This window comes from Pedobacter aquatilis (genome assembly GCF_030409415.1).
Classification (GTDB): Bacteria; Bacteroidota; Bacteroidia; order Sphingobacteriales; family Sphingobacteriaceae; genus Pedobacter; species Pedobacter aquatilis.
This window is the reverse complement of sequence record NZ_JAUFPW010000033.1, coordinates 92,643-106,874: the sequence shown is the minus strand read 5'-3', so window position 1 is coordinate 106,874 and position 14,232 is coordinate 92,643. Positions and strand designations below refer to the sequence as shown.

At 37.3% G+C, this 14,232-nt stretch carries 12 protein-coding genes; 2 read left to right on the top strand and 10 right to left on the bottom strand.

Annotated features, from left to right (window positions below):
* Window positions 1–942 (bottom strand): fibronectin type III domain-containing protein, encoded by a 942-nt coding sequence (locus QWY86_RS15425; protein WP_290243283.1) that lies wholly within the window; start codon window positions 940–942, stop codon window positions 1–3.
* Entirely contained in the window at window positions 939–1,793 is an 855-nt protein-coding gene (locus QWY86_RS15420) for a LytR/AlgR family response regulator transcription factor (RefSeq protein WP_290243281.1), read from the bottom strand. Before QWY86_RS15420 ends, QWY86_RS15425 begins: the two co-directional genes overlap by 4 nt.
* Before the next feature lie 1,046 nt (window positions 1,794–2,839).
* Between QWY86_RS15420 and QWY86_RS20150 the strand changes: the two genes are divergently transcribed.
* The gene (locus QWY86_RS20150; RefSeq protein WP_353958924.1) at window positions 2,840–3,016 is read left to right on the top strand and encodes a sigma factor-like helix-turn-helix DNA-binding protein; all 177 of its coding nucleotides are present in this window, start codon (window positions 2,840–2,842) and stop codon (window positions 3,014–3,016) included.
* 452 nt (window positions 3,017–3,468) lie between these two features.
* On the opposite strand, the gene QWY86_RS15415 is transcribed toward QWY86_RS20150, so the two are convergent.
* Window positions 3,469–4,050 (bottom strand): glycosyltransferase, encoded by a 582-nt coding sequence (locus QWY86_RS15415; RefSeq protein WP_290243280.1) that lies wholly within the window; start codon window positions 4,048–4,050, stop codon window positions 3,469–3,471.
* Window positions 4,051–4,166: 116 nt separating this feature from the next.
* On the opposite strand from QWY86_RS15415, the gene QWY86_RS15410 reads away from it, so the two are divergent.
* The gene (locus QWY86_RS15410) at window positions 4,167–4,310 is read left to right on the top strand and encodes a hypothetical protein (protein WP_290243278.1); all 144 of its coding nucleotides are present in this window, start codon (window positions 4,167–4,169) and stop codon (window positions 4,308–4,310) included.
* On the opposite strand, the gene QWY86_RS15405 is transcribed toward QWY86_RS15410, so the two are convergent.
* From QWY86_RS15405 to QWY86_RS15375, 7 genes are all read right to left on the bottom strand, one after another.
* Window positions 4,287–4,841 carry a hypothetical protein gene (locus tag QWY86_RS15405; protein WP_290243276.1) on the bottom strand — a complete coding sequence of 185 codons (555 nt, stop codon included), beginning with the start codon at window positions 4,839–4,841 and terminating at the stop codon, window positions 4,287–4,289. The genes QWY86_RS15410 and QWY86_RS15405 overlap by 24 nt on opposite strands.
* A gap of 35 nt (window positions 4,842–4,876) precedes the next feature.
* On the bottom strand, window positions 4,877–6,868 hold the full coding sequence (locus tag QWY86_RS15400) for a DUF3732 domain-containing protein (protein WP_290243275.1): 1,992 nt from the start codon (window positions 6,866–6,868) through the stop codon (window positions 4,877–4,879).
* Window positions 6,868–7,365 carry a three component ABC system middle component gene (locus tag QWY86_RS15395; RefSeq protein ID WP_290243274.1) on the bottom strand — a complete coding sequence of 166 codons (498 nt, stop codon included), beginning with the start codon at window positions 7,363–7,365 and terminating at the stop codon, window positions 6,868–6,870. The genes QWY86_RS15400 and QWY86_RS15395 overlap by 1 nt, the downstream gene beginning before the upstream one ends.
* Entirely contained in the window at window positions 7,355–8,575 is a 1,221-nt protein-coding gene (locus QWY86_RS15390) for an ABC-three component system protein (RefSeq protein ID WP_290243273.1), read from the bottom strand. The genes QWY86_RS15395 and QWY86_RS15390 overlap by 11 nt, the downstream gene beginning before the upstream one ends.
* Window positions 8,576–8,723: 148 nt before the next feature.
* A complete protein-coding gene (locus tag QWY86_RS15385; protein WP_290243272.1) occupies window positions 8,724–9,272 on the bottom strand; it encodes a hypothetical protein in 549 nt (182 codons plus the stop codon).
* On the bottom strand, window positions 9,259–10,563 hold the full coding sequence (locus QWY86_RS15380) for a radical SAM/SPASM domain-containing protein (RefSeq protein ID WP_290243270.1): 1,305 nt from the start codon (window positions 10,561–10,563) through the stop codon (window positions 9,259–9,261). The genes QWY86_RS15385 and QWY86_RS15380 overlap by 14 nt, the downstream gene beginning before the upstream one ends.
* Window positions 10,564–10,790: 227 nt before the next feature.
* On the bottom strand, window positions 10,791–13,961 hold the full coding sequence (locus tag QWY86_RS15375; RefSeq protein ID WP_290243269.1) for an N-6 DNA methylase: 3,171 nt from the start codon (window positions 13,959–13,961) through the stop codon (window positions 10,791–10,793).
* Window positions 13,962–14,232 lie beyond the last annotated feature (271 nt).

Below are 14,232 nucleotides of genomic sequence, written 5' to 3'. Positions count from 1 at the left end.
TTATTGGATAGTAAAAGAAAAGAAGGAACTAAAAGCCCCTTTATTTCCCGCCCTATCCAATGCCCTAACCCGCCAGATAATTTGTTCACCAGCATCACCCTGGTTAAAACTTGCTGCATTTGAGCCGGTTATTTGTGGAAAACTTTGAAACAGCGTCACTGAATCACTCTTATAGACCGCGAGTTCATATTTTTCCGCATCTGCATTATCTTGCCACTGGAGCCGGATATTTTTTGCTAATCCCTGTCTATTTGCAGGGTAACGCAGAATGACCTGCTCGGGAGGCGTTTTGTCAAAAACAAAATACCGAACCTCAGACCAGCGAGAGCGCTGCGCATCGTTTTCTGCCCTAACCCTGAATTCATATCTACCTTCCTTTTTTAAGGTTTGGGTAAAACTCAGATTTTCGCTTAGCACATCCAACACCAGTTTGGTTGTGTCCAAAAAGCTGGCAGTATCAACCTGCAAACGGTAGTGCTTTGAACCAAACAACCTAAGCCAATCATACTTGACAGACTCATTTGTGGTCATCAAAGTATTTAAAGGATTCAAAACCTGAAGCGTTTGGGCAGAAAGTGATGAGGGAAAGACTTCAAAACTCTTAACTGAGTATTCGCTTTGACTGCTCCCATTTTCAGCCCTCACCCGCCACTGGTATTTTCCGGGTTCAAGTGTATAGATAAATTTATCCTGCGTGATAACCGTATCCAATATCAACGTAGCGGCTTTATCAAAGCTAGGTTTAACGACCTGCAGGCGATAGAAAATCGCGTCAGCATTGCCAGTCCACCAGAAACTCTGCCTGTACTCACTAGTCTCCAGGCTATCAGCAGGCGCAAGTAATGTGATGCGCGTATCTTTGAGTGAAGGCTCAAAAAATTCGGAACATCCCATACAATACACCAAAAGGCAACAAAGCAAAGTCAACTTAATGCCTTTCATAACGAGATAAAAATTAAAGCATCCGCTATTAAGTTTTCTAGATACTGACTAAGGGCTATGAAAAAAATGCTCAAGGAGAGTGCAATTTTTGAGTGAACGGCAACCTGAAGCGGCTGTCTTTCCTTTTTAATCATCCGTTTATTTTTCCGCTCGGAAAAAGCTTTTCTATAGGTGTTTCCTATCAGCACCTGGTAGGGCTTACTACCCATAAGCGAAATGGTATTGCCCTCTATTGAAACAATTTTCGAGTCATTGATGATGTAGGATTTGTGTACCCTGATGAATTCCACCTCAGGCAGACTATCCTCCATTTCTTTCATGCTATTGTAGCAGGTATAAGCTGCCCCATCACTCATGTGCAGGATTACATAATTTTGTAGCGCTTCAACATAAATTAAATCCTGGCATTTTATAAGAATCTCCTTCTGTCCACGAGAATCAGCCTTAATGAAGAAAGAATCAGTAATCATATGTTTTTCCACCCTCTTACCAACCTTGGCCAACTGCGCAAGATGATTATATTTATAAATACTCTTGATAAACCTGTCGAAAGGCAGCGGTTTCAGCAGGTAATCAAAGGCAAGATTTTCAAAAGCCTCAAATGCTTTAAGCGTATCGTCAGAAATAATGATGATGGAAGCGAACTGCCGGATTCTGGAAAGCCAGGGCTCATAACTTTTGAGCAACGCTGAATCTAAAAAAACAATATCCGGTTTAATAGAAAAAACAGGACTGAAGCCATCAGGAGCATTAAATGCAAACCCTTTTAGTTCGGTGTCGGGATAGCTGTTTATGTAATCACATAACAATTCTACTGTGGATAGTTCGCCAATTACGTAGCAGTCAATCATAGTATTGAGGTTTTAAAATAGATATAATAAGTGTTTATTTCAGTCGTTTTGCCGAGAATACAGGCACAGAAAATTAATACCCGGAGGATAGTTTTTTTAAAGAGCGTCATATCATTAATTTAGTTTGGTTTACAAATTTGAAATAAAGATTTTAGCCAGTCATTTTTTTTACACCAATCCGCCATTATAAATGACAAAACTGTAAGCTTAACTTCCATATAAACATATTAGGAATAATACATTTAGTATGATTCCCCATGTTACATAAAATCCAAAACACCTCTATCTTTAAAAGATCTTCTTTAAAAACAGTCCACCTTTTGGCTAGATTTAACAGCCCGAAACAATATTAATTTCAGTCCCTAATCAAGCAGAAATCCCTCACTAAAACCTTTTTATAAATTTGTATAGAAACCGCTGCTAAAACAAATTATTTTGATGAACGATCGATATGGAAGCATGAACGATGCTTTTTGCTTGACGAAATAAATTCATCAAAAAAATTTCCACGCCCAGTTTTAAAGATCTATTCCTTCAGCGAATGTTTGTATGTGAAACAACAATAAAACAAATAAACAAAAACAAATTAAAAAGACTTATTAATACTACAATAAATCGAATCAAATGTATAGTTTAGCAATAACCGGATGATTATTTATTACCTGAAAATATATGATCAACCTGGACATACCAATGTATTTGAACCATCTTGCCAATTTAGAAATATGGACAATCAAGAACTTATAACAAATCTATTGCAAGTATGACGGGTTCAATCTACTTTAGTCTGTCCACCTAAATCTCTTTTCAAAATGCCCCTTTAGTCAAGTTCTGTCGCTCCGACCTAAATAGAATATATAAGTAATTATTTGATTAATATTTTTTTGATTTGTTATGTAAATACCTTATTTTTAAATAGTTAATTCAATATTCATGGCGCTCTCTTTGAAGTTATTTAGACCCTGTTTATTTGCAAGCTCTACAGGTCAGAGATATCCTTCAACTCTTGTCCCTGCTTCCCCACACGCAGCGAATCATTTTTCAATATGCACGAAATCGAAAGCTACAGGCACCAGGAAATTGCTAGACTGCTAAACATCCAGGAAAATGCCTCCAGAACCTATATGACCAGGGCCAAAAGCCGCCTGAGAATCCTTTATGAAAAACGGATGTCCTGCCCAAACGCGCAGGCCTCACACCCCCCTCATTGCCCCCACCTCTAATCTTAAAGTTTCACCAATCTACCCGAACCCGGTTGTTTTGCAGCCTTCAGGTGTTTGGACAGTAAGTTATTAAAGAGTATCTTATGGTGAAACTTAATAAACTCGACGACAGGGATGAACCAATAGAGTTTCAGCTGATAAAGCACCCTAAGCGGTCTTCAAGCGAATAATCCATTTTCCGCATATCGAGGAGCAGTAGCGGCAGCACATTTTTTTCACTCAGCATCTGATCCCGCCCCGAAAGTCCGTCAACATTTACCGGAAGTACTCTGCTATGCTTCTGGTGTACTTTGAGAATAGCCTCCATCCATTCCCAGCCGGAATGGCCTTCAGAAAAATGGCGGAGCCGGATGGCGTGGATCACATACACCCCATATTTTCGCCCTATCCGGAGCGAGAGATCAAGGTCATAACCGTGAAAGCCTTTGAGCAGCCCCGCATCGAATCCGAATTCATGGGAATATCTTTTTAGGCATGCGCATCCAAAGCCCGTCAATACTCGCCACCCGGGATATCGCCTCTGCCCCGGGATTCACCACCAGATTCATCGGCGGGATTTTCCGGTATTTAAAATGCTGGATAATATTAATCCTCACCGTCTCCCCTAAAATACCCTCCGCCACCCACATCGAGGGGCTCAGGGATTTATAGGTCGAGCCGGCGACACCCAGCAGGCTCACCCTGGTATCGGAAAAATGCTGCAGAACCACCCTCCCCCAGTCCTGAGTCATAAAAAGAATATCCTCATGCATAAAACATAGCAGCTCAAACCTTGCCCGGGCGGCCGCCTGGTTGTAAGCCTCACAGATGCCAAGCCTCCCGCCGGAATTTTCGATAACCAGAAGCTCAAAAGGAACCCCGATGGTCCGCTGTATGCTCAGTTTCACTGCACTGAGATCTTCTGCATTTGCAGAAGAAATAATAATACTTATCATATAATCGCCGAACTGTCGAATTTTTACGCAGTTCAACATGCCCCAACGAGAAAAAAAGGGAAACACAACAACAAAGAACACAATTATAAAGCGGGGCATTGGCTTTGACAAGGTCAGGTGACAGCGACTTTAATTAGAAAGCATCTGTATAAATCCGGAAGGAATATTGTTGCTGTAGTGATTTTTGCCTATCTTTAAGTCTAAACTTTAATCATATGAATCTTAAATACCCTGATCCGGACGAGGATGCGCCAAATGATGATAATGGTTGGGATACCGTACCATCTGATTACAATGATGTTATCGTAAAAGGTGATACTCCGGATATCGGTGAATCACTTGGCAGCGATGATAATTAGGTAAAGCGTGAAGAAAAAGACAGGAATGGAAAGTAGCCAGTATATACCCAAATTGAATACCTTCCATTTTTTTTGATTGATTTCCCTGTTAACTTCCACACGGAACTGATAACGTTCAATCTCAGAGACTATAACTCTGATTATACGTTTATCACTCGGCACATTCCTGGCCATAATTCTATCTGAAAACAAATTTATTGGTGGGCTTCCCAACCCCATATAGTTGGTTGAACGAATATTCCGCGATAAAGATACAACCCCAAAAAACACATAGATGGTCGTCAGGATAGCGCACAAAGTCAACGAATCATCCCAATCCTTTCCGGACTCCACACGCTCTGTGATAAAAGCGATTAGCGCGGTCAAGATGGTTACGCAAATCGCAAGAGAAGTGTAAGTTCTTTCAACCACGGATTTATGCGACTCGCTTATGTCATTTAAGAATTTTTCACTTTGCTCGAAAATAAAAGTAGAATCCTCTAACGATAGCGCCTTTTTGTGTTCGAACTTGATTTCCCAGCTATGTGCCATAGTTATTCTTGTTTTGATATTTTTTTTTGGCAATACTATCCTTCGAACCATGAATTCGGAATTAGCGCCCTATCATCCTTATCAGCTTCATCGTCACGCCACCTTTTGATTTTTATTACATTCTGCAAACCTTCCCACGCATACTCTCCCACATGCTCTAAGATGATGATCTGAAGTTTTCCTTTTGTACGTGTTATTGCATTATCCAGCGCAATAAAAATCCGCTCTACCCGAACCCTGTCTTCACTTTTATCATCCCCTTCCGTATCATTTTTCTCGGGAAAATAAACCTGTGTAGGTTGATCCAAAAAAATAAAGTTAGGTGATGGATGATCAACCTGCGTTAGAAAAAATTCATGAAAAGCCAATATTGTCGAAATATGGTAGGCCATGAAATTAGAACCTGAACCAATCTCATACAAGGCGTCAGTCCGGCCATTTTCAGAAACGAAAGTTAAAGTCAGATCTTTCTCATTAAATTGGATTAATTCATTATAGTTTTCTGCCTTGAATATTTCTGCATAATAAGAGATTATATCCGTAATCTTTTTCTTTGCTCTTTTAATTTTATTGAGGATTACCTCTTGATTTACTTTTTTACTAATAGCTGTACGCCTGCGTTCGAGTTCAATTATTTCCAATTCCGCAGAATTGTCACCAGTGAAAATTTCATAATTTTTAAGCTCAGTTTCTACCTTTCCAGAGAATCTGTAAATGGAATTTATTGTATTTAGTTGTCTATTGTCGTCCTGGCTTGATTTGCGAAGAAAGGCTAACTCTTGACGTACTTCATTTATTCTTTGAATAACTTCAGAAATAATTCCTTTAATTTTTCTTTGCTCGCTTTTCAGCACAGTTATATTATCATTTAACTGTCTACCCTGACTAATGATTTTATTATTTGTAGATATTAAGGCAGACACATATTCCTTACCGCTATTTGTTGCCGTTAAACAAAATGGGCATTTTTGTTCGTGCTCAGAAAGCAGCTTACTGAACCACTCAGATGTTTTGAGTCGTCCATGCTGTTTTAGTAAGTCATTCCTGTAGGTATCGTTCCCATCCACAAGTCTATCTATTAATTCTTGTCTATGCTTAAGGTTTTGAAGCTCATAGGCAAACTTCAATTCTTGAGCAGTCAACACTGATATCCTCTGGGAGGTGTTTGTTACAGCATTAAGCGGCGTGGACGTAAAATCTCCACCAGATACTTCTAGCGGAATCTTTTTTAGAACTTTCAAATATTCGGATGTATTGTTTTCTCCAGCAGGCTCAACCTCATTGACCAAAAGTCCGAATTCCTTTGCTTGCACAAAATAGCCGCGTAATTCCCCGAGTAGACGGTTTACACTTCTACGCTTTTTTTCGACCTCTCTATTTAGCTCGTAGATTCTTCTCTCGATAGACTTTAATTCTTCCTTGAGTTCCAAATAGTCGTTGTCCACTGCCTGCAAAACGTAATTGAAAATACTGATCAATTTTTGGCGGTGAGCCATAGAATCCGTCCGGTAGAAAAGGCTTGCCTGATTAGCGATAATATATTGAGGCTGAAATAGAAATGAGGTAAAATCCCTAAAACTTGGCCTGGAATCAAAACCAGCCTTTGACGCATCTTCTGCAAAATTAAGATCCGTCAGACCAGCAATCGCATCTAAACGTCTTTTAACATCTGAGACATTACAATTTGCAATAATTTCTTTTGATATCATCAATTTATATCCCTCTTTAAGATACATCTCTCCTGAGGCCATAAAATCACCGGGTTCCTTTCTTGCTATGATTACTTCGACTTCATTATCCAACAGAACATGTATCCCGAACCATTCCGTATAATTTCTGATTTTTCTGGTCGGAATTCTACACTTTTCACTGCCCAAACAATAATCGACAATAGCTATCAGTGCAGACTTTCCTTTTTCGCTTCCACCGGTTATAACGTTTACCTTGTCTAAGGAGAATTCGATTTTTCGAATATCCTTTTCTTCATTTTTTGGAATTAAAAAAATCGATTTGATCCTAAAGTTCATTAGTAGGAGATGTTAAAGTACAACATTAGTTCAGAGAGGTTCAGTTGGCTGAACCAGGCACCTATTCGTTTCGATGCGCTTAGTATGTCGGCATAATCATAAGTTCCACCAATCTGATTTTTTAGAATATTGGGGAAATTCCTGCTTCCTGCAATAACTAAACCAGTCTCCCGTTGATAAATCAATAATCCGGAAACCGATCCCATAAAAATACTTTGGAGCGTGAGGTCAGCCATTTCTTCCATTCTTTCCTGTAATCCGGAAAAAAGATCTTTATGTTCATCCAATGCTTTAAGCATACTTCCTTCCCTAAGATTTCTTTCTTTTATCCCAGAAACAACACGCTTATTTAAACACAGCGGCAACACAGGCATTACATGCATCAGGTTAGGGGAATTCTTTTGTTCGTGGTGCATTCTATAATATTTGGAAAACTCCCATATCACGTGTGCGCCGATGAGTTTGTTCTGGAATATATCAAATTCGTTAACCTTCATCGTCTTTCTTTTTTTTAAGAGTCTCCCATTTTGGATGCCAGCCTAATTGTACCTGGTCTGCCAGATAGTGGTAAGAGCCCCGGTGGGTATATCCCTGCTCAGGCTCATAATTATTGAGCTTACCCTTGTATAATAACGACTTGTAATAAACCTCGTATCCAATCTTTGTATAATCTGAGGGACCGCAATATTTAAACTTTGGCTTGGAAATACTTTTCCAGTGGTTAAGAAGATCATCAAAATAATTTCTGAACTTGCTTTCCGAGATTTCTCCATCCTGGGCGAGACGGCTTCTTTCCGATGCCGCCCTCACATAATCATGGATTGCGTCAATAATCTCTTCTTCGTCACCTCCAATTAAATTGAGCTGTTCCACAAACACTTTACCCCTGTTTTTTGATATATCGCTCAGGCCAACAGGAAGGGAATCAACTGTTTTCTCGATAAAGGATTTACGCTTGAAATCCGTCACCAGTTGTATATATTGCTGGTTAAAAGCTTTAACTGAAATCCACCCAGCTTTTCTTTCTCGCCAGAGCATAATCAGCGTGTCTGCAACATATCCAAAAAGTCCGTTATAGACGCTATCAAAAGGAATATCATCGGAAATATGCAGATTGCCCTTAAGGGTTTTCTTTAGTGAATTTCTTTCGTGGACAACAGCGTTATCTAAAACAGTAATTCTATCAATTATTGACACAAGTACGTCATTGGGGCACTCTTCAATTATCTCCCGATAAGGTTTCAGCGCTTTGGGTAATTTTCCAGCCTCAATTTTCAGTCGTTTTGCTAAATTGATGATAGATTCATTTTTATGGTTCGTGTTGGAAAGATTTGTCAGTTTTTCATTATGAAGGGTATATACTAACCTTGAGGAAGGCATTTTTCGGTTTGTCAGAAAGGAAAGTGTCGAATTTTTGATGTTGAACCTTCCTGTACTTGTTGCTTCAACCCATATGGCCAACGTTTTCCAGAGATCCTCGCTTTTATCGCTAAAGGGTATTTTTTTGCTTATGCTATGCTTGGCTTGCTCATAGATGCTGTGAATTTCTTCACCATCCGTTAATCTAACGGTAATATCCTCGTCCACTTCAATACCGACAACAGCGTCTTCTTGTGATGAACTCAACCACAAAAGTGCACGTTCGATTTGGAAAAGAAAGCCTAGAAAGCTGCCATCGGCCCCATGAAGATTGGAAACATTAATCATTCTTGTGGCAGAATTTATATTTAGTCATTTAAAGTTGAGATGTTAATGCTCTAAAATAACTTTTTTAAATCATTATTTAAAATCTTGAATATTGACCCGGTATTGTTAATGTTAAACTAGGTCATTAAAAAATAGACAATTAAGTTGGCTATAAGTAGTCCTCTGCACCAAAATGTCTTGAAAAAAAAGTTAAGTCCCTTGAAACTTTAAACTTTTTACCATAGATATCTTTATAGTGTGCCTCTACCACCATATTATATAATTCTTTTCTAAGAATCTGTTTATCTTCTTCATCTGTCTCTTGGTATAAGACCTCAAAAATTTTGATGTGAGCATCGGGCAAAATTGTTCGTTGATTTTCACTATCTATCAAGGCATGAAAGTATGTTTTAGGATCTAGGTTTAGGCAATCTTCTATATTGAAATATTCAAGGCTATCTTTTCTAAAAATCAGCTTAGTAGCGGTTAATGGCCCCATCCCGTCATTAGTAAGATAAACATAGAGCGTCTCTTGTCTATCAAGACATTTCAATTGACCAATTGGCCTAACTGATTTACGATTATGTTGTCGTTGTATAACCAATTGATACGTTGTTGTTACCAAGGCAAAGAAAGAAACCACAAAAGCAGCAAATGAAATAAGAACCTCTACTTTCAGTTTTATAATCTCATTGATATAATATTCAAATTCGGACATTATAATTTTTCTTTATTTCTAAGAACCTTTCTTTTGCCTGTAGTTTATATATGATTGGAATGAATTGGTGGTAGATTCCACAATTTGGGTCTTTGCCATTTTCTCTAAACATTGGACATCCACTTGTGCATACATGTTTATAGTTACAGCTTTGACAATCATCAGATTTACTACCCTCATATTCATTTCCTTTTTCAATCATCGATAAAAGGTCTATCGAAGTATTAAAAATATTATCTACTTCTTGCTTTTGCCCACCAAATTGAACGTGACAATAATAAATACCCCCGTCAACGTATACTGCTCCACCTGAGAAGCCAGCACCACATGTTTGAAAGCCCAATTCGCTCGGCTTTAAGTCGCATAATGTATGATTGGAAAAACGCCAACCATCCTCAATCGACCGCTCCATCAATTTATAGCATTCCATCAAATAATTACTAATTGAAAGTCTGTCAACATATTCTCCCCTTACGATTGAATACCGGAAAGGTATATCCTTATCAATTAAAAAGCGTGTCAATTCAGGAAGACCGAAAAAGTTATAGTTATTCACTACTGTAGATGTCGAAACCGAAATTCCGTTTTCTATCAACAAATTGAGGTTATTAAGTAATATATCAAAGCTGCCTTTGTTGTTACGAAATTTTCTAATATCATCATGATTTTCCTTTAGACCGTCGATTGATACGCCAAAACCAATTTGATATTGCTTAGAAAAAGAAATAATTTCTTGAGTGAGTACCGTAAGGTTAGTTAAAAAGCTAACCTTTATTTTACAATCATTCCTTTTTGCTATTACGAAGGCAGTTTCTATAAAAACTTTCCACTCTTTGAACTTGATTAGGGGTTCACCACCTGCTAATCTAAGTTTAACCATTCTGAGTTTTCTAGAAATAATTGTTTGTTCAAGTTTTATAAGCAACTCTGACTGTACTTTTACATCCATGCCACCAGTGGTATTAAGAGTTGGAATATAACAGTAATTGCAGGTTAAATTACATTTATTGGTAGTGTGGATCCAAAGGCTCAAAGTTGATGGTTCCTCGGGTCGTTCAATGGATGAAAAAGACTGATCAAATCGAACTAAATCATTAGGCTCTAACATTTTACAGAAGTTAAAGATTTCTTCGATGTCTATGCCAACCTTTTTACTAATCTGTAATATAGTACTCTTACCATCAATCTCTGTTAAAAGAGAATTCTGTTTAGAATTAATGACTTTAAGGCTTTTTGGCTTCCACGTATTCACGATACCAACGTACCCATCGTCAATTTCCGATATTAACAAATTCTGAGATTTTATTGGAATTAGATTTTCCATCACGCACTCCCACCAGTACAATCACAATTTCTATCTCCAGTTGTATCGATTTCGCTATCAGTCACGAAGTCTTCATCATTAAATAAAATATCTAAATTTTCCTCTTCCATAATCTGTTATAAGTTTGTTTCTAATTTAAAAATAATATTTCTAAAACAAATAGTCAGACAAAGCCAATTAACAGATAATATCTTTTATCGAATTATCTGTCTAACGAGTTTATCTATTTCTTTCATTTCTTGACTCAAATGTTCCTTAATATCTAAACGAATTCTTCCTAACTGTAATCCCTCAACCTTTTTGGTTTTATCGATACCCTCTAAGAACGTTGAGACAATCTCATGTGCCAACTTTGATAATTCTGAAATTCGAGAGTGCTTAGCATCATTTTCATCGAAAACTGGATAGTAGATATCTAAAATTCTCTTGTGTACGTCACGGGCTCCGAACAAACCCTTTGTCTGGAAATCTTTCATCATCAGATTAGGGGTGGTAGAATTGAGGATTGCAGTCAGATAAAATGCTTCATTTAGATTTCCTGTAGTCAAAAAATAACCCTTGCTCTCTACAATAAAATCTAAGTCTAATTCAGCTCTCTTAACCACAGTCGCATTCGCATCTTTTGCGGAAGCATTATAAAGAACAAGATATGGCTCATTTAAGTTCTGGTCGACGAGCTTATTTTGCCAATTGAGATAATCTTCAGAAGTAATTTTGCCGTTTTTTTCAGTCCTATGAATTTTCCAGGTATTCTCAGTGTGCTGAAACCACTTAGCGGCGTCACTGTATCCCTCTTGCAAAAGCCTTGCTGCTGAATAGAGCTTGATTTTTTTGATGTTATCATCTCCAGTTTCTACTGTAATAGGTAAAGCAACTAGATCAGGTTTGTATAGTGCAAATGGCAATATGCTCTTCGCGAGCGCTGTTCTAAAAATAAAATTGCTCTCGATTTTCCCTGTAAAAGAAAGCCCTTTCCAAGGTGTTTTGGCATCAGGCTGAATATCGTCTGATGTTTTGACATTGATAATTCTGTCTTCCCAATCATCAGGCATTTCCTGAGCGAGTTCAATGAAATAAAAAGTCCTGGGAACTATCGTAGCTCCCTGTTTAAATAGTTTTTTATACGGATTAACCTTTTTCTGTGATTTGGTTTTTCTAGTACTAAAAGCAGAAGATTTTCCCTGCTGAATATAAAACCAGTTATTGTGTTCCTCTGTTAATTTGGGTTCAGCAGTTTTAAGGTTACAGTTATGGGACGGCAAATTACCAGAAAAAGATAAACCATTTAGTCCAGTACCTGGAATTTGCTTTTTTACTACCGCTTTCTCGGCGAATAAAACACCGCTTGGAATTCTAAACAAAGGTGATACATCTATTAAGTCCCATATTTTTGTCAAGCGAAAACCTTTTGCTTTTCCGCTTCGAGTATTGTCATGGTGATCAGCACTGAAAAAACTACGGGGTAAAACAAAGGCAATTTTACCATTATCGTTCAAAAAGTAACTGCTACAATAAGCAAGAAAAATCGCAGCAATCTCAAGATGAGGAAAATTTGCAACTCTTACAGGCTTGACTCCATATTTTTCTGCTAAAATATTTAATTGATTTTGGTATTCCTCATTTTTTATGGAAGCGTAAGTAAACCACGGTGGATTACCGATAACATAATCGAATTTTTTATTTAAAAAATATGGTTTATAAAGATTTTGTACGATAAACTTCCAAATTGTGTCACGTCCAGATTCTTTCACAAACTTAAGAGACTCATATATCTGGTAAAAACTATCAATAATTTGAGGATTTAACCCACCCTGTTTATATCGTCTGACCAGTATATTCTCAAAAGTTTGTTTCGTTTCTTTATTTTTGTTCATGCTGAGCTCCGCTAAATTTTCGCACACTTCCAGCGCTTCATCAAATAAGTGAACATCTTCAAACACTTGGGTATTAAGCCATAGTTTTTCTTTATCAATTTGCATCAAAAACTCACCGCCAAAAAGGTTTTTAACTCCTTCGGGAGCAAGCAAAGTGTTAGCTAGAATAATATTGATATGGATTGGTTTTTTAGCTTTGGTAATGGCCTTGCCCAACGTTATCAACATTGTTGTCTTAGCAATCTGAACACTCAATGGATGTATGTCAATGCCGTAAATATTATTACTTAATGATTCTACTGAAATCTCTGGATTTAGCTCTTTAATACGATGTATTGCTGCACGAAGAAATGAACCACTACCGCAAGATGGGTCTAAAATTTTATCAGTTTCATTGAAAGAATACTCTTTAACTACCCGCTCACACAACCAATCAGGCGTGTAATATTCTCCTAATGCGTGTCGTGTATCAAGGTCGATTAACTCCTGATAGACTCCCTTTAAAATATCTTCATCGACATTATTGAAATCAAAGGAGGAAATTTCCTGGGCGATAACGCGAAAAGCTTTTTTCAGCCCCCGAAAATCCCTCTCACTTCCAATCCAGTGGAAAAAATCATTATCAACAAAATTTTGAATATTATACTTATTGAATATGGTTCCATTTATAATTCCTTTCAACTCATCTTCCTCTATATAATCGTCATTACTAACCACAGCATATGCTAGCATTTTGGAAAAAATACTCAAATAGGTATGTATCAAGAAATTGTTCTCACTTGCATCAAATGAACCATATGCAATAGACAAAAACTTCCGCCATTGTTCATAGGAAACCTGTACTTCGCCAAACCTTTTAACTTCGTCAAAGTGCTTTGTCAATTCTCGAAAAGATTCAATAAAAACATTGCTCTGATAACCAAAAGATTCTTCAATACGTTTTAATGTGGCTTTTTGTTTCTCTTCCCTAAAAAGAAAACGATCGATCCAATAATAAAAATCTTCAGTATTGTTATCTGTTAAGATAAACGAAGCTGAAGGGATCTCATTTAGCACCAACTCATCTTCCTTTAGATTTTCCAGATCTTCCAGCTGCATTACATCAGGAGCAAATAGCTTCCAAGTAATACAATCTGTAACAATTAAAGTAAAATTATAGCCCTCCCCAGAATTAAATTGTCCTAACAAATAACCAGCTAACTGCTCCTTAGCATGCTTTAAAGAAACTTTAAGGTCGTTTTCGAACTCAATAATAATTTTATTGTAAAGAGAATCAGCACTTCCTCTGTGCAATTTATCTTTCCTGGGAATATTCAATACAGTCGCTTCTGACCCGCCAGTAATTTTATCAATAACTTTTTCGATATCCTTATCACCAGCGTATAAACGATTTAAGAGATCCTTAAACGCTTCCTTTTTTGGTAATTCCTTATTCGCAGCCTTAACCCGCGAGCGATAATTCTTAATTAACTCAGTTCTATCCTTGGACATTTAGATATCTTTCAATTTCTTTCAAATATAGATTTTAAAATCATTCGTCTTCGATTCATTTCTAAAGAGTAATTTTATTTTTTAAATAGCAGAGTAAAAACACCTAAAAGATGAATGATAATAAATAGTAAAAAGTGCTAATAACTAAATTGTTAATATTTATAAACCTAGATATTCAAGCTAATCCGTCTTGTATGCTAAATCATTTACTGCGCAAACGATTCTAAAAGGAGTTGTTCAAGTATTTATTTACCCACCATGATTTCAAAGT